This is a genomic window from Legionella longbeachae, assembly GCF_004283175.1.
GTDB classification, from domain to species: Bacteria; Pseudomonadota; Gammaproteobacteria; order Legionellales; family Legionellaceae; genus Legionella; species Legionella longbeachae.
In genome coordinates, this window is sequence record NZ_RXNW01000005.1 from 236,285 (window position 1) to 252,539 (window position 16,255).

Genomic DNA, 16,255 nt, shown 5'->3' on the forward strand with positions numbered 1-16,255 from the left:
CATTAAATTAATGAGAGTTCGACAGAAAAGGAGCAAAACAGCTTTATGTCGTTTTCAAACGCTCTTACGTAATTCTTGCCTTCGCATCTTCTCACACTTTGAACGACCTTTATTTTTTTATATTTCTTAGATGTTCTGTTCGTTTGGGCCAGGTAAAATGAAATACAGCACCTTGGTTTTTAGCGGATTCAACCCAGATATTGGATCCATGGGTTTCAACAATTTTTTTTGCGATACTAAGTCCTACGCCACAACTTTCGAAAATATCACGGGGTTGCAGAGTTTGAAAAAGCTGAAAAATTCGATCTTGATAGGCACTTTCTATTCCAGGGCCATCATCAGCAACAAAAAATTCATAACAAGCTTTTTTTTCAATAACACCGACTTTAATGTGTCCCTTATGAAGATGATGATGTTTTACACTATTATCAATAAGTTCATAAAGTACTTCTTGTAATGGTGTTCTTTCTGCTTTAATAGAAAAATTGCATCGATCGCAATGAATATCGAAATCGTTTGCGGAATCTACTTTATGGACGACATTATTTACTAATTCCGAAAAGTTAATTGTTTCAACTTTTGAATGAATCACCCCAGCTTGGGCATATTTTAATAGCCCATCCAATAAATTCGACATTCGATAAGCACGCTTTCTTAAAAAGCTTAGATATTTTCGAGATTGGGGAGTCAATTGGTTCTCGGTATCTTCTTCAATCCATGAAACAAGGTGCTCTATTGCGGGTAATGGTGATTTTAAATCATGAGACGCTAAATAAACAAATCGCTCTAATTCATCTTCTGCATTTTTGACTAAAACTAAATTTGCAATTCTTGCTTTAAGCTCTTGAGCTGAAAAGGGTTTCGTCATATAGTCCTGGGCGCCTTCCTGGAGTATGCGCACCCGAAGATCATCATCTGCTTTCGCAGTTACAATCATAATAGGGGTGGAAAGTAGGGATGAATGCTTTCTTATAGCATGAACCATTTCGATTCCATTCATATCAGGCATCATTATATCACTAATAATTACATGAGGAAGAAACTCGATAGCTTTCTCCAAACCTTCTTTACCATCATGGGCACAGATAATGCGGTATTCTTTACTGAGAATTTCACACAAAAATTCATTCATTGCTGGATTATCTTCTACTATTAATACCAGAGGGCAGTTGGCATTTTCTATCCCTTTTGTTTGCAGAAATCCTGATTTTTGTTGTTCTTTTACATAACGAGGTATTTCAAGCATTTTTAACGGGGGGTGAGTATGATGCACCAATTGATTTTCTGGGGCTTTTAATGGAATTTGAATCACAAAACGTGCGCCACCTAATTCGGACTTCTGTACATTAATCGTACCTTTATGTAATTCAACAAAATCTTTTACGATGGCTAATCCTAAACCAGTACCAGCTGAATGATACAAACTTTCTTCCATTTGAAAGAAACGTTCAAAAATTGCTTCTTTAAATTTTGAAGGAATTCCTGGACCATTATCTTCAATAGAAAATTCGGCATAATTCTTTTTTTTATGCAATTTAAGATTGATTATTCCATGAATTGGATTAAATTTAATTGAATTGGAGAGTAAGTTAAGGACAACGCGCTCTATTTTTTCACTATCAATTTGAATGAGTAGCGTTTTAGGGAAATCACAGGAAACCTGAAATTCTTTAGCTTCAATATCTGCTTCAAATAAAGATAATACTTTTTTAATAAGTTGCACAAAATCAATATCGTAATAATTAATTTCTAATTTCGCTGCATCAAATTTTGCAATATCTAATAAATCATTTACATGCTTTGATAAGAGAAGGGCATTTTCTTTAATTAAGCGCAATTTTTTTGTTTGTAGGGATGATAGTGGTTTATCCTGTAGTAATGAATCTATAGGCCCTAAAATTAACATCAGTGGTGTCCGTAATTCATGACTGATATTTGCAAAAAATTGAGTTTTCATTTGATCCAGCAAGGCTAAGTGACTATTAACCTCTTGTAATTGTTTATTTACGGTCTGAATTTCTTGGGCGCGTTGATAAATTTCAATTTCCATTTCTCCGGCTCGGGTACGGAGTTCTTCCATTATTTTTAATTGTTCCGAACGAGATTTTTTTAATTGAATATATTCTGTAACATCCTCAACTCGGTGGATAATATATTTAATCCGGTTATGGGCATCTAAAACGGGTAAATTGATTGGGCTCCAATACCGTTCTTCATATCCCCCCCCTTTTTCTTGGGGACGGCGTATATCATATTTTTGAATGGCCATGGTGTCATAGGTTTTATTTTTTAAAACTCTATTTAATGAAGCACGTAAATTTATTTCCCCTGTTGCGCAGGGATCTTCTGGATTATCCGGGAACGCCTTAAATATATTTTTGCCTATAATTTGTTCTCTAGTTACCATTGTAGAGCGCAGATAATTATTGCTTGCTCCAATAATCGTAAAATTTTTATCTAAAATAAGATAAAGGCCAGGTATTGATTCAAAAATTAATTTAAAATCAATTGCTCCTTTTTTATTTTCCATCTGTTAGCCCTCTTAGTCCTTGTATGTTTAAGTATAAAATATTTACAATATTTTTAAAGTAAATACAGGTTGATGATTCGATTGGATTGTTGGAACTAAAAAGAATTTTTGAGTAACTCGATGTTGGCCATGATTTTAAATGCATTTACCATAAGCTCGGAGCTTATTGCTCCGAGCCGAGAATTCATTTTGCAGCAACTTCTTTCCACCAATTTGTTTTGGTTTCTGTTGCCCAGTGCCCTTCACGCATACGAGCAACAAATGCTTCAGCTTTTTCAGGAGATGATGTTTTTGGATCCAGTTGAATACACCAGTCCCATTCACCTGTTGTAGACCACATTTTTTGAACTCCATCCCATTTTGCCATTTCATTCATAGCAGACATAGGTTTGTTACTTTTCATAAAAATTACACTATTCCATGCATCCATTATTACTATCCTTATAAAAAATTTTATTTAAATTAAGCTTGAAGTAACCCAAGCTTATTAAGAATAGAATACTTCTAGAATTCTTTCCATGGATGGTATAATTTTTTACGATTGATTGTAAGGCGTGTTGACCTTTCATCCCCACCGCCTACGTATATGGACTTGTTCGCGGCATCCCGGAGATAGTCCTATTTAAAATGAACCCAATAGATTATTCTAATCGATTGATGAATAAGAGCAACCTCATGATATAACGATTCTCATATCAAGTATAAAATGAGTTTACAATGGCTAGACTGATGCTCCATGATGGGCTTTAGTCAAAACTGAAGGAGGGCATGCTACGACATCAGATTTATGACAAGCTTAATCTGCGTATGCTTGTTGTGGCAATGTTATTGCGTATGTCTGTTGGCTGTCTTTGGTGAGATCTACCTCTAGCATTTTGATTCTGGAATTCTCTCTAGCAACAATTCAATCGTTGATCCTCAAAAACAAGTTGGTGAAGATTTTTAAAGATCTCATCATTTTATGCCATATCTTATGGCAAGCAGGCGGAAAGCTACACTAGATACCGGTTCAACATCCGATTTAATGAAACGAGTCTGGGAGCATAAAAATAATAGGGTTCCTCGATTTAGAGCCAGGTACAATGTGTTTCTATTGGTTTATTATGAGGTTCATGAAGCCTGTGTAGAAGCTGCTCGACGTGACAAACGTTTCAAAAATTGGTACAGACAATGGGCGTTAAATAGGATTGAGGAGCTTAATCCAGAATGGCGTGATCTCGATGAGGAAATATGTCATAAATTAAGAGCGCCTGGATGATGGGGATGAATTTTCAACACACCTTAATATTTAAACTATGGAAAAAGCATCTAAAATGTTCATTTTGTATCAGCCAATAACTTGTTGCCGGGGTTCAAAAATCGGTAGCATTGAGATAATGGCATTTCGGGCTGCATCAAATTGGTAATTATTCCAGACAGCACTAATGTCTAATAGACCATTATCCAAAGCTTCATTATAGGCTGCCAATCCAATTAATAGATGAGAATATTTAATATTTTTAAACTGAGCTATGCTTTGAAGTAACGTCAAGCGTTCAATTTTCGATCCACTAAGATCATCACCTAACTCATCATTTGGACTATTGAACTTTTCCCTAAACCACTCTTCCAAAGGATAGCTGAATATAAAGACATGCGATATTTGAAATCCACCTGCGGCGCGTGAGTCGAGGTATTGCTTAATATCCATACATTTTGAATTTTCTTTGGTGTATACAAAAGCTTCTGCGAACAAAGGAGTTAGCTCAAAGGTTTGTACCTGAATTTGGGCACGTAATTCGCTTAATGATTTTCTAATGTGCTCATTTTTTTCATTTTCTTTTTGTTCATCGATCGCATTTATAATCCCGTGCAGACATTTGGCATTGGTGTCCTCAACGTTAATTCTGTTTTTTAAAATTTTTTGGAAATCATTTGATAACGTTTTGGTTTGTGGGCTGTTAAAAATTTTTAATAAACGTTGGTTAAATAGAATTTTATCCAATTGATTATATAGTGGCGCAGCTTTTATAAAAAGATTGGCATGTTCTTCTTCTAAATGTTCTTGAAGCATTTTATAAGCCCATCCCTCAACTGTGCCGGCGTCGCTTGCTTCAACCATTCCCCCACCTGGTAATTGGTAGAGGCCATGGCGTTTTGCAAATCGAATTTGTCCTTTCGCATCAACACTTATCTTATCTACAGCCTCATTGAAAAGCTTTCTGAACATTTGAATTTGAATGGGATATAATTGATTTACTGGTGGATGATTAATATCAAGTTGATCTAAATTAAAGGTACCTTCTTTTCCAGTTTTTCCAAGATGTTCTTTTTGTGCGGTACGGAATTTTTCCCAGATTTCAGGGGTATATTCAGGGAGCGGTTTTTTTAATCTCATTTGTCCTAGTGGACCAAATTCAAACCAATCACTTAATTTAGCATTTAAGTCCATGTTATAGAAATCTAACAAAATCTCAAAAAATTTTTGATTTTCAATTCGATTCAAAACGTCGGCATAGCTAATTAAGGTTGCAGTATAGGATAATAATTTATAGTGTCCCTTTGCATCATCTTTAGATGAAATTTCTCCAGATAATTTCTGTACGGCAGTAATTGCATCAAGCAATATCTCTCTTCTTTTTAGAGCATCAGTATTTTTATATTGGAGCAACATTGGTTCAATATCACTAAATAACTGTAACTGAGAAGACATATCTACTCCTATATGCATTGATAATAAACAGCATTAAGATTTGTTAAGATAAAGTGCGGCATAAGACTCAATAATCTAAATTTAAGCATTTGCCCGAGCAAGAAAAAAAATAAGATGTTCTTTTTTTATTATTGTAGTTAAATATTCTAGAGCTACAGTAATTTTTTCAGGTTCGTCAAAAAACTCAATAATTATAGGAAGAGAAAAAGGTATTTCTAAAAAAGAACCATTGTTGGCATTTGTTTCACCAAAGCCACTAATAGCACGAAAAACACTTATTCCACGAATTTTAGCTTCATTTTGTAGATAATTCAAAATAGCAGGAATTTTATCGGCTCGCTCTAAGGTATAGATTCGTACTACGGTAATTTCTACGGTTGGAATCTTAATTTCGCTTTTCATGCTCTCTCCCTTTACAGCACAAATGATTGCGTCATTATTTTTATCAAGTTTATCAAATACAAGATTGTATTCAGATCACCTTAAAATAAAAATTAGTTTCTTAAAGCGCATTTGCAAATTTATTTCATACCCTATAATACGCTGTTTACAGCAGTTTTGGAAAAAATTGCTGTTTCATGTAAAGTTAATGTTTGCCTGAAGCAGCAAAAATACTAATCTGCATAAATGATTTAAAAAAGGTATTTCATGAAAAGGATATTTAAAGTCTCAAAAAATGAGATTAATTTACCTGTCATTGTGATCGTTATCAGTGTATTAATTGGTATTTATCATATTTTTTCTTATTTGATTCCTTTTACAAGTCATGCTTTTGTTGTGACTAATGTGACACCTGTTGCAGCAGATGTTTCCGGATTCATTACTAAGATTTATGTACATAACGGGAGTATTGTTAAAAAGGATCAGCCTTTATTTGAAGTTTATCAGAAGTCTTATCGTTTAACTTATGAATATGCAAAAGCACGATATGAAGAAGCAATAGAATCGCTTAAAGTGATTAATCGCCAAACCCAAAAGACTGAAACGTTATTAGCTGCTGCAAAATATGCTTATGAAAAAGCTAAATTTGAATACCAATTAAAAAAAGCGCCTAGTGTACGCGAAGCGTTGTCAAAACTTGAAGTGCGTACGCTTGATTATGATTTGCACTCGCTGGAACAGAAGATGGACTCGCTCAAAAAACAAATTGCTATTGAGGATCAGCAAATCATTCAACAAAGAAAGCTCATTAAAGCACTCAAAGCAGAAAAACATAATGCTCGCGTTAATCTTGATTTAACTACAGTCAGAGCCCCGGCCGATGGTGTAGTTGATAATCTTTATATTGGTGCAGGAACCCCAGTTAAAATTCATGAGCCCTTATTTTCATTTATCGATACCTCAAAGTGGTGGGTACAAGCAAACTTATATGAAACGGACTTACGAAGAGTAAGGCCTGGAGATAAGGTGTATATCATGCTTCGTATGTATTATTTTAATAAAATCTTTCATGGACGAATAGTCAATACCATATGGGCTGCTGACCGGCAAACAACAGATCCACGCACGCAGCAGCAAAAAGTAGGTAGCAACAATCAATGGCTTTTGGAACCACAACGCTTTCCCATCCAGATAGAAATTCTTGATCCAGATCCTAAATATCCTCTTCATCCTGGTGCTAGTGCTTATGTTTATATCAAAACTCGCTCACATCATTGAAGCGTATGATCCCTACGGGAATCACCGTGTGAACGGAATGAAAGCTGCTTATGTTTTATTGATCCTTTTTGCGGTTAACTTCGTATTTTCTATTCCTAACCCTTATTTTTATTATTTTTATATTCCACTAACAGCAATGGCTGCCGAAGTAGTTGGCGAAACGATGAAGAAAAAAAATTTGCTGCTTTTTTATTGCATATTATGGTCCGCTATAAGTGCGTTTCTTTTTGATATTTTTTCTATTACCCCCTTTTTTCCTATTCTTGCATTTTTTTATTCTTTTCTACTGTACTTGATTGCGATTAAAAGCAGAATGCATACCATTGTCATTGCCCCTGTTGCGTTAAGTTTGGGCGCTTATTCTTTATTGTATGGAGAGGTTAATACCAGTTTTTATGCAATCCTAAATAATTGTTTAAACACTTTTATTGCCATGGCAGTAGTTTTTGCTGCATTAGCTTTTTTTCCGCGCAGCTATTATTATCGTCTTTGGTTACGATCATTATTATTATTGATGTCACAAATTACGGAACATTTATCCCTAATGGTTGCAAATCAAAGAATTGTTTTTGATCCCGTCCGTGGGCATACGACCCATTTAGTACGCTATGCCAGGATGTTACCTCGTTCTTTTCCACTGCGTTCGATTTGGAAAATTAATTTACTTGTAAATCAATTGCATCTACTGGTTTGTGTTACAGAAGTAGAGGCGATCATGATGGATAGTGAAAAGATTAACTTATTTATTCAAAAGCTCCATGTTTTTAAACAAGCAATCGAAAAAGAACGGCCTTGTGATTTAGCCGCAACGCCTTGGGTTATTTTAAATAAATTAGTACATTCTTGGAATTATCTGTGTTTAAAAATATAGATTATCGAAAAACGCGAGCGCTACAGATTTGCCTTGTTTTTGCCACAGCTTTGGCGGTACAGCGGATATTAGGATACTCCCATGCCGGATGGATAGGCTTTGCGGTAATGATGATTTATGCAGGTTTTGATAAAGGGGCAAGTTTATTGCGTACTACCCACCGATTCTGGGGGGCTGTTTTTGGATTGCTTCTTTCTTATTTTTTGTGGGTTATGGGGCAAATAGATTTTCGGTTAATCTTGATTGTTATTCCTTTTATTGTATTTATGGCCTACTTTTCTTTAGGCAAGCTATATGCATTTCCAACTATTTTTACAGTGACTTTGACTTCATTAGGAACTGATTATTATGGGGGAAATAATTACGCCGTTCCTAATTTCTTTTTTGATTATCTATTGTCTACTGTCGTTGCTTTTTTGCTGTGTTTCATGTTTGAGTTTTTCATATTTCGTGGGAGCCATTTATCACGCAAATTTTATCTCGATTTACAAAAAAGAATTATTACACGATTAAATAAACTCTTTCTTATAGTGACCCAACGGCCCATGCGCGATAGTAGCTATTTACGAGTAAGTATTGCATTGAACACAAATATATTGGATTTATATGCTTTTGTTGATGCAGCAAAACATGAGACTCATCCAGAAATAAATTTCCTTGAAGAATTATCTTTTTTCAGCGCTATAGTGCAACAAGCATATCACAATATACGCAGATTGTTTGTTTTGGCGCCTCATCGTAATGAGTTATTGGAATCTGAGACTCAAAACATACTCGCGCAACTTGATCGGGCAAATCAAAGCCAAAGGATAAAATACATAGGAGAGTAAATTGATAAGGACTATTGGTTTGCTCATTTTGAGTCTCATTCTAAGCTCTTGTGCTCAGCATGCTCAAAAGCCTTTACTGGTGGTTCCTGATCAGTGGGCTGCTAAAAATAAGCATTACATGAATTCCAATGAAAACCTTACTTGTTTTGCATGGTGGAAACAATTTAATGATCCCAACTTGAATTCATTCATTGATAGAGGCTTAATTTATAATAATGATATTAACATCGCAGTTGCTCATATCGAAGCAGCACAAGGTGAATTAAAGCGCGTACAATTAAATTGGATTCCTGATGTTACCGGAAATGCAGGTTATTCTTCATTTCCCTACTTGGGCTTTCCAGGCGTTTTGCTCACTGCAGTACCTACTTATACCCTTAATATTTTTAAACAGATAAAAGAACAACAAAAAGCCAGATATGAATTAAAAGCAACAAAATCAATGTATCATGGTATTCGACTGGCTGTGATAAGTCAGATTGCCAGTAATTACTTTAATTATTTGAGTCAGGTAGAGCAATTATCACTGCTGCATGCTTTGGAACAAGACCTTTCAAAACTAATTACGATTTCCAAGACTCTTTATCAAGGTGGTTTATATGCTCGAACTGAAGTAGATCTCGCTCTAACAGAATTTTCTTTAATCCAGGCGAAAGAACGAGTAGTACAACAAAATATTGTGGTTCGTGAAAATGCTTTGCATTATTTATTAGATGAAAATCCAGACAGGGTTTTTGTGAGTCGTCGTTTCAGGGATTTAAATGGTCAAAAAATGATTATTGGCGCCCTTCCAATAAATATCATTGAAAATCGTCCTGATATGGAGCAAGCGAAACAGGAGTTATTTGCCGCTAATGCCGGGATTGGTCTTTCTTTTGCCCCTTTATTACCAGCAATTAACTTAGCAATGGCTCGGGGTGAAATCGCAAAAGTTGAAAATGGCGGACAATTGGGGCAGGCGATTCATTTTAATCAAGCTATAGTTGAAGTTCCATTTTTAAAAGCATCGACCTATGGCCAATTAATAAAAGCTAAAGGATTGGATAAAGCCTCTTATTATCGATACAGCGAGACTTTGCGTAAAGTGCTTAGGGATATAACTAATGATTTGTCAGCCCATGAATTGTATACCCGACGGCTTAATGATGTACTAAAAGCAGAACGCGAACTCAGCAAGGCTTATCGTTTAAACCAGACATTATATCAAAGGGGGATTATCAGTCATCTCAGTTTGATCAAAGAAAAAGTGAGGCTGGATGAACTTGCGATTGAAGTCAATCAACATAAGCTAGAGCAATTAATTACTGTTGTTAATCTGTATCAAGATTTAGCAGCTGGATATAATTATATTCCTAAATGATCCATGCCTTGCGGGCTATGGATAAATGTCAACAAACCCACGTTAAAATCATTTAAATTCCAAGTACTTATTAATTTAATGTTCTTATAGACAGAGTTGGCTGTATTGTGCAAAATTAAAGGTTCTACCCTTAGCAACGTTAATAGAAAATCAAGGATATCTGGGGGCCAGTGAGCTTTTTCCGCATGCCAAGATGACAGATGCGCACGCGAGGCATACTGTTAATATACCGGGAATCCCTCCCAGTAGTATTTCTGCAGCAGCTAAATGTAGCCACAGCCAGGGAAATATTTCACCTTCTGCATTTGTTCCGGATGGATATTTGGGGTGGCGGATTAATAATAAATTTGTTGCGGGATTGGCTTTAATTGCTCCTTATGGTTTAAAAACAGCTTATAATTACGATTCTGTAGTACGCTTTGCTGCTTGTTTATAGTTCGGTTAAAACCATAGATATTAATCCTGCACTTTCCTATTCAATCAATGATAAGTTGGCGATAGGCGATGGTTTCAAGCACAATGGATGCAGGCAACTTTCTCTAATTTTAATGGAGCTTATACGGGAATCGCTCCTATTGATGCTTTGATAGCAGCAAATTTCCCTACCCATCTTAGAGGGGAGGGGGGGCTATGGCTATAATCTCGGAATTCTCTACAAGCCATTTGTCAACACCAGCCTTGGTATAGGCTACCGCTCCCAAATTGAAGAGACGCTAAAAGGTCATGGCCAGCAATACGTTTTACCAGGAGAGACAGTTCCAGCACCATCACAAAATTTTCTGTTTAATGCGCAAACACGTGTTAATACATCGGTTAAAACACCGCAAATTTTAACATTCAGCGCAGCTCAAGACATCGCTAATTGGACACTCAAAGCTTCAGCACAAATCAATTTCCGGGATGTTTTCAACCAAATCAGCATTAATATGCCAGACGCTTTTGCTACCAACAGCACGATTCAAACCCGCTGGAGAAATGCATGGTTTGGGGCATTGGGCGCAGAGTATCATTGGACTCCTGTATGGACGTTCCGTGACGGTATTTCTTATGATGAGACCCCAACCACGAGCTACAGAGATCCACGTATTCCGGATTCCGATCGCTATTGGGTAAATATTGGTGCAAGTTATACAGTGAACAAACATATATCGATTGATGCTGCTTATGCACATATCTTCTTGCAAGATCAAACGGTTAATGTCATTCAGGCAAGTGGAACTAGTGCAACGAGCACTGCGCCATTGGAAGTAAATCAGGTATCAGCGAACTACACCGGTTCAGTTGATATTGTGGCACTGGCTGCCCGATACAAATTTAACTAATTCAAGGAGGCGGTCGCATGTTAAAAAATGTAATGAGGCTCGCAGGGTACATGCAAAGGAATATATCTCGTTTAGCCAGTTTAGTTGTTGTATGTTTGAGTTGAGTCAATTCTGCACATGCAATACCTTTTGATCGGATTAGCCAGGTTTATTTTTTTGGTGATAGTTTGACCGATAGTGGTTATAACGATTATTTTCCAACCCCGCCAGGTAAAGCACCTACATTTACCACTTATGAAGGCTATACCTGGTCACAGTATGTGGCTCGTGATATCAAAGGTTTTGCATTAACTTCACCTGCACAATATCCCATTACTTACCCTAACCTTGCTAATGATCAAGTTACAAACAACACCACACCTCCTATTCAGTCACAATGCCCCAGTCCTGCTTGCCCTGTTTCGGGAATGCTCAAAGGTATTGATTATGCTGCTAGTGGTAGTACTACTAATTCGATAGGATTCGCTTTTAAATGGGCACCCTCGCTGCATGCTCAAGTCAATCAGTTTTTGACGACACATCCTACTATAGATCCTAAGGCTATGATTTTCATTTGGTCGGGCGCAAACGATCTTCTTACAGTGTTTAGTACCTCATCAACATCCCCCATATTTCAACTTCTACTCTTGGAAACCGCGAATGCTGCAGCAAAAAATATTGCTCAAGAAATAGCTTTACTCAGTAAACACGGGGCGAAGAGGGTAGTTGTTCTGAGTTTACCTAATATTGGTTATACGCCATTCATAAATGATTTGGTAACAGTTGGACTAGCTCCCCCTTCACTTCCTGGAGATATGAAAACGGCAACATTTACGTTCAATTCCATGCTCAATCAAGAATTAGGTAGGGTGAAGGCCAAGTACGGTACTAAAATTTTATATGTAGATGTTTACGATCTCCTGGATAATGTTATTCTTGCAACTAAAGCAGGAAAGCCTTATGTAATAGGGGGAGAGTCCTTTTACTTTACTAACTATAATTCCCCTGTATGTGGTTATATCGTTCCACTTACGCCAGGTGTGCTGCCTTCTTATGTACCTGCAATAGTATGTACGATGGGCTCAAATGGGTATATTTTCGCTGATGAACTTCATCCAACGGACATGGCTCATCGTCTATTATCCATTGCGGTAGAACAACAAGTACGTCTTTAGATATAACTTTTGTTGAGTTAATGCTAATTGAGGAGATCCCTAAAAGAGGTTTTTAATAAAGCTTCTTTTAGGGATTAATGGATGTATAAGTTAAAAATCATTACATTCCTGTGAAGTTCTACTTATTTTAGAAAGATGCTGTGCTCTAAAAGGATAACTTACTTTTGGATATTTCTTGCTCGCAGGAAAGTTCATTTTCAAAAACAGTTTGTTTAAAAGGGCTGAGTTTTTTAACAAAAAAACCTATTATATTTTTTCCAATCCAATTTTCGGTTCCGTCAAAACGCTGCAATTTTGTTGTTTTTTGACCAGTGCAAAGTAGAATTTTCTCAATATAGCGAAAACAATCGTTTTCACCTGCTTTCATTTTGGTCAAAATATAGTTATAAGTACATGACTGTGTTTCTTGAAGTTGCTGATGAAACGCCATCATGTCTACAATTTTTTCACCCCTTACCTTTCGTTCTTCATGTTGGGTAATCCGTCTCGTTATGACATCAGATTCGCCTAATGAAAACTCAATAAGTTCAGGTTTATTTTGATTGGGCAATGAAAGAATAATGCAAACATGGTGGCCTAAATAACCTTCAAGTTTTTCGCTGACAAATTGTGCGTTCAATGTTGCTATTTGAAACTTTTGCATTTCCTGTAAAAATTTTTTGTAGTATTCTTTATTATTGTCAAAGCATTCTTTTAACAACCTTGTTTTTACTTGTTTTTTATAATATGAAAAAGGTTTTACTTTTTGTTCATGCATATCGAGTAAACACTCTTCGAGCCTATCAATACAAAATTTTAATTGTCTTGTGAGTTCATTTTTAAATATTTTTTTGGGCGCTCTGAAACCAATTGCTGCGCCAAAAGCAAAACCAGTAAGTGCTCCATCTTTTAAATAGCTCAAGGGATTGTTTAAATCGCAAATGCTTCTTATTAATCCCGAAATTGATCCTACCAAGCCGCCTAGAACCCCAGTAAAAACAGATAATAATGTGGAGCCAAGGTTAATTATGGCGTAGCCCACGGCAACAGCCTTTGTGTTCGTCTTGGAAAGCTCACGGAGTTTTTGGTAGGATTGAGTAATTTCAATAAGCAACATTTGCGGTAAAGTAGCATTTTCTGGCTGCAAGAGTCGAATTAATTTAAGACTTAAATGGGTTAATTCCTTTAAAAAATCCTGGTATTGGTCTGCATCTGCTTTTTTAATAGAATTAAGGGCTAATAATAGATAATACTTGACTTCACTTATAGGTATTTTAGCGATTTCATCAAGACATTTTTGTAATTCATAAGTATTAAAAGGACGCGCCATAACTGATTTATCTCTGGGGGTTAAAATCACAACTTTGGTCTGTTAACAATTGGTACTTCTTTGTCTGTGATTGAATTCCTAATGGATTCTAATTTCTTGATAAAAAAATAAAACATTAATTTATGATACTATTTTAGCAGGGATAAATTACAGAGTACAACAAATGGGATACGTATACATGATAAAAATGGGGGCTTCCATTCCCTGTGCTTTTAGATTGAAAAATATTGGTTCTTTTCTACTTTATCGTTTTGAGCAATAGGAATATTTTGGAGAATATTCTGAATTGATGATTGATTGTAACGTCGTTGGGGATTGTTTTTTTCAAATAGCCCGTCACTAAAAAAAGTAGCATGATAACTTGGATTATTTGAGTCGCCATAGTCGAACACAATTTCTTGATTTCCATATGCTGTCTGAAATTGGGCAGCAATATAGGCTTCTAATATACGAGTTTGCTCCTCATTTAAATCATTTCGTTCAAATCTTCCTGATACGAGATATACTTGCAAGTAACCTTTTCGTTGGCAAACATATCCTGCATAAAATACAGAGCCGTCATAATCTCCTTCGGGTAATGTTAATGAGGGATGGCCATAACGATCTTTCCAATTTATAAATGAATGAAGTGACTTACTAAAACTGTTCTTAAATCCAGTATATCCGTATTCCTTTTCGTAGGCATTTTTTACACCAGTGGCCAAAATAAAGTCGCTGCGCAACGCCCAGATACGCTTTTCTTGTGGCTTTAGGGGAGAATGAATGCTAGTAATTTCTTGATAACCTGGATTGATACTCCCTTCGTCAGAATAGCTGTATTTGGGACTCACAGGAGGGATAGTGCTTTTAATATAGTGTTGAGCATTTTCAAAGCATGAGTCACTATGCGCTATTATAACTGCTTCACTAATTGCGGAGGATTGATAGATTCTAGAGCTTTTCCTTTTAGGAAACGGTTTATTTTTAAAAAATAATGCTGAATCAATGTCATCTTGTTCTGGGGTTGTGTCATAAAATATTATTTTTTGGAGTCCATATGCTTTTTGAAATTTTAATGATAGATAAGACTCGATGACATGAGTCTGTTCTTTTGTTAGTGGAAAAATTCCTTCTTCAATTCGATTACAACGATTATATCTTCCAGAAGATAAGAAAACCTCCAGGTATCCGCTTCGTTGACAAATAAATCCAGCATAAAGCACTGTCCCATCGTACTTATTATCGGCTATGGCAAGGGAAGGGTGGCCATATCGATCCTTCCAATTTAAGTATGAATATTGTGATTTTTTAAAAGTTTCTTTTAATCCATGATAACCATGTTGCTGTTCTGAGTTTTTAACTCCAGTCGCTAGAATAAAATCACCACGTAATGCAAATATACGTTTTTCATTAGGATTAAGAAGGACATCAACTTCCTCAATACGTTGAAAAGCCGGATTCACTCCCGATTCTTCAGAATAAGTATATTTGGGCGGCACGCCTTTAATATGACGTTGGATGTAAGATTTCAATACAAACTCTACATTAAAAATTTTTGATAAAATGTCTCTTACGCTAGAACTCATGATAATGACCTCATATAGTCCCGAATTAACCTATTTTGTTTCTATAGCTGGAAATTCGGGTTAAATTCAGCAGCAAAAATCATGAACATTATTGCCGTTAAAATTTAATTTGAGCGCCTTGTATTTGGAGATTTCTGAACCAGAATCACAAACCTGGACACTGGTGTTGGTGAGGATTAATTTGTTAGCGCTTTTTCCAAATAACTCCGCCCAACCTCGACAACAGTGTCCAGGCAGCGCATTATTATTTGTTGAACGCTTATGTGGTGCATCTTAAAAAAACATCAGTATGTAATAAAAATTCATTATGTCATTTGATTGAACATTATGTCAATCGCTTTTTAATTTCACCCAAAAATAGACTAACTGGTTGTTAAAATTCATATATTTTTCCTATCGATAACACATATAAAAACAATCAATTGGATAACTTCAATCTTGAGTGATTAAAATATGATCGCTGTAATAAAAATTTAATAAATCTGTCCATTAGGGGGTTGTAATGGTTAAACCATCTTTTTCTAAAACTAAGGAATGGTTCATGCAATTATCCAATAGCTATAGAAAAGAAATAAATGAGTACAAAACACAAAATAATTTTACAGACAAACTAACCCCGTTATCTGATGACTTCAATAAAGACAATATTGTGATTATGGGAGGCGGCCCCTCAGGGCTTGCTACAGCATTAGCCGTATTAAATAAAGGTTACAAGGTTACATTAGTTACTGATTATCCATATGCGGCACGAGCACAGAATATAAATCACGAGTTTCGCACATTCCTAAAAATGGATTAAAATACGCGTCATAAATAATAGAGATAAAACTGGTTAGAGATGTCGCGTCATCGATGTACAAAGGAATTGTATAAATCGTTTTTACAAGCAAGTAGCATGCGTTATTCAGGCCTATCCTTATCAGAAGTAAGTCCTATTGAGTTATCTGACGATAGCATTAGTCG

At 35.9% G+C, this 16,255-nt stretch carries 15 protein-coding genes and 1 pseudogene; 10 read left to right on the forward strand and 6 right to left on the reverse strand.

Annotation, left to right across the window (positions count from 1 at the left end; all coding sequences use genetic code 11):
• Positions 1 to 109: 109 nt before the first annotated feature.
• Both EKG34_RS07085 and EKG34_RS07090 read right to left on the reverse strand, forming a co-directional pair.
• A complete protein-coding gene (locus EKG34_RS07085; RefSeq protein ID WP_003632696.1) occupies positions 110 to 2,530 on the reverse strand; it encodes a hybrid sensor histidine kinase/response regulator in 2,421 nt (806 codons plus the stop codon).
• Between the two features lie 184 nt (positions 2,531 to 2,714).
• Positions 2,715 to 2,960 (reverse strand): hypothetical protein, encoded by a 246-nt coding sequence (locus EKG34_RS07090; protein ID WP_003632695.1) that lies wholly within the window; start codon positions 2,958 to 2,960, stop codon positions 2,715 to 2,717.
• 531 nt (positions 2,961 to 3,491) lie between these two features.
• Between EKG34_RS07090 and EKG34_RS07095 the strand changes: the two genes are divergently transcribed.
• Complete coding sequence (locus EKG34_RS07095; protein WP_012978856.1) at positions 3,492 to 3,788, forward strand: GIY-YIG nuclease family protein; 297 nt, start codon at positions 3,492 to 3,494, stop codon at positions 3,786 to 3,788.
• Positions 3,789 to 3,857: 69 nt separating this feature from the next.
• On the opposite strand, the gene EKG34_RS07100 is transcribed toward EKG34_RS07095, so the two are convergent.
• Together EKG34_RS07100 and EKG34_RS07105 are read right to left on the reverse strand one after the other, a co-directional pair.
• Positions 3,858 to 5,222: a hypothetical protein gene (locus tag EKG34_RS07100; protein WP_003632693.1), complete on the reverse strand. Its 1,365-nt coding sequence runs from the start codon at positions 5,220 to 5,222 to the stop codon at positions 3,858 to 3,860.
• A gap of 81 nt (positions 5,223 to 5,303) precedes the next feature.
• The gene (locus EKG34_RS07105; RefSeq protein ID WP_012978857.1) at positions 5,304 to 5,624 is read right to left on the reverse strand and encodes a DUF190 domain-containing protein; all 321 of its coding nucleotides are present in this window, start codon (positions 5,622 to 5,624) and stop codon (positions 5,304 to 5,306) included.
• Between the two features lie 246 nt (positions 5,625 to 5,870).
• On the opposite strand from EKG34_RS07105, the gene EKG34_RS07110 reads away from it, so the two are divergent.
• The 7 genes from EKG34_RS07110 (at position 5,871) to EKG34_RS07140 (ending at position 12,418) form a co-directional block, all read left to right on the forward strand.
• Positions 5,871 to 6,881 (forward strand): HlyD family secretion protein, encoded by a 1,011-nt coding sequence (locus EKG34_RS07110; protein WP_012978858.1) that lies wholly within the window; start codon positions 5,871 to 5,873, stop codon positions 6,879 to 6,881.
• Positions 6,882 to 6,918: 37 nt separating this feature from the next.
• Positions 6,919 to 7,752, forward strand: a complete 834-nt coding sequence (locus EKG34_RS07115) for a hypothetical protein (RefSeq protein ID WP_223800121.1) — start codon at positions 6,919 to 6,921, stop codon at positions 7,750 to 7,752.
• Positions 7,737 to 8,582: an FUSC family protein gene (locus EKG34_RS07120; RefSeq protein WP_003632689.1), complete on the forward strand. Its 846-nt coding sequence runs from the start codon at positions 7,737 to 7,739 to the stop codon at positions 8,580 to 8,582. Before EKG34_RS07115 ends, EKG34_RS07120 begins: the two co-directional genes overlap by 16 nt.
• A gap of 1 nt (position 8,583) precedes the next feature.
• The gene (locus EKG34_RS07125; protein WP_003632688.1) at positions 8,584 to 9,942 is read left to right on the forward strand and encodes a TolC family protein; all 1,359 of its coding nucleotides are present in this window, start codon (positions 8,584 to 8,586) and stop codon (positions 9,940 to 9,942) included.
• Between the two features lie 193 nt (positions 9,943 to 10,135).
• On the forward strand, positions 10,136 to 10,378 hold the full coding sequence (locus tag EKG34_RS07130; protein WP_003632687.1) for an outer membrane protein transport protein: 243 nt from the start codon (positions 10,136 to 10,138) through the stop codon (positions 10,376 to 10,378).
• 172 nt (positions 10,379 to 10,550) lie between these two features.
• Positions 10,551 to 11,264 carry an OmpP1/FadL family transporter gene (locus EKG34_RS07135; protein WP_223800122.1) on the forward strand — a complete coding sequence of 238 codons (714 nt, stop codon included), beginning with the start codon at positions 10,551 to 10,553 and terminating at the stop codon, positions 11,262 to 11,264.
• Positions 11,265 to 11,401: 137 nt separating this feature from the next.
• A complete protein-coding gene (locus EKG34_RS07140; protein ID WP_223800123.1) occupies positions 11,402 to 12,418 on the forward strand; it encodes an SGNH/GDSL hydrolase family protein in 1,017 nt (338 codons plus the stop codon).
• Positions 12,419 to 12,563: 145 nt separating this feature from the next.
• On the opposite strand, the gene EKG34_RS07145 is transcribed toward EKG34_RS07140, so the two are convergent.
• Positions 12,564 to 13,727: a hypothetical protein gene (locus EKG34_RS07145; protein WP_003632682.1), complete on the reverse strand. Its 1,164-nt coding sequence runs from the start codon at positions 13,725 to 13,727 to the stop codon at positions 12,564 to 12,566.
• A gap of 212 nt (positions 13,728 to 13,939) precedes the next feature.
• Entirely contained in the window at positions 13,940 to 15,292 is a 1,353-nt protein-coding gene (locus EKG34_RS07150) for a hypothetical protein (RefSeq protein WP_003632681.1), read from the reverse strand.
• Positions 15,293 to 15,794: 502 nt separating this feature from the next.
• Between EKG34_RS07150 and EKG34_RS07155 the strand changes: the two genes are divergently transcribed.
• The gene (locus EKG34_RS07155; RefSeq protein WP_012978862.1) at positions 15,795 to 16,091 is read left to right on the forward strand and encodes a hypothetical protein; all 297 of its coding nucleotides are present in this window, start codon (positions 15,795 to 15,797) and stop codon (positions 16,089 to 16,091) included.
• 39 nt (positions 16,092 to 16,130) lie between these two features.
• Positions 16,131 to 16,255: pseudogene (locus EKG34_RS18965) on the forward strand (IS701 family transposase); the annotation flags it as partial.

Coding starts and splice junctions, on each gene's coding strand:
- EKG34_RS07085 (WP_003632696.1), bottom strand. CDS start 2,530: ATGGAAAATAAAAAAGGAGCAATTGATTTTAAATTAATTTTTGAATCA.
- EKG34_RS07090 (WP_003632695.1), bottom strand. CDS start 2,960: ATGGATGCATGGAATAGTGTAATTTTTATGAAAAGTAACAAACCTATG.
- EKG34_RS07095 (WP_012978856.1), top strand. CDS start 3,492: ATGCCATATCTTATGGCAAGCAGGCGGAAAGCTACACTAGATACCGGT.
- EKG34_RS07100 (WP_003632693.1), bottom strand. CDS start 5,222: ATGTCTTCTCAGTTACAGTTATTTAGTGATATTGAACCAATGTTGCTC.
- EKG34_RS07105 (WP_012978857.1), bottom strand. CDS start 5,624: ATGAAAAGCGAAATTAAGATTCCAACCGTAGAAATTACCGTAGTACGA.
- EKG34_RS07110 (WP_012978858.1), top strand. CDS start 5,871: ATGAAAAGGATATTTAAAGTCTCAAAAAATGAGATTAATTTACCTGTC.
- EKG34_RS07115 (WP_223800121.1), top strand. CDS start 6,919: ATGAAAGCTGCTTATGTTTTATTGATCCTTTTTGCGGTTAACTTCGTA.
- EKG34_RS07130 (WP_003632687.1), top strand. CDS start 10,136: ATGACAGATGCGCACGCGAGGCATACTGTTAATATACCGGGAATCCCT.
- EKG34_RS07145 (WP_003632682.1), bottom strand. CDS start 13,727: ATGGCGCGTCCTTTTAATACTTATGAATTACAAAAATGTCTTGATGAA.
- EKG34_RS07150 (WP_003632681.1), bottom strand. CDS start 15,292: ATGAGTTCTAGCGTAAGAGACATTTTATCAAAAATTTTTAATGTAGAG.
- EKG34_RS07155 (WP_012978862.1), top strand. CDS start 15,795: ATGGTTAAACCATCTTTTTCTAAAACTAAGGAATGGTTCATGCAATTA.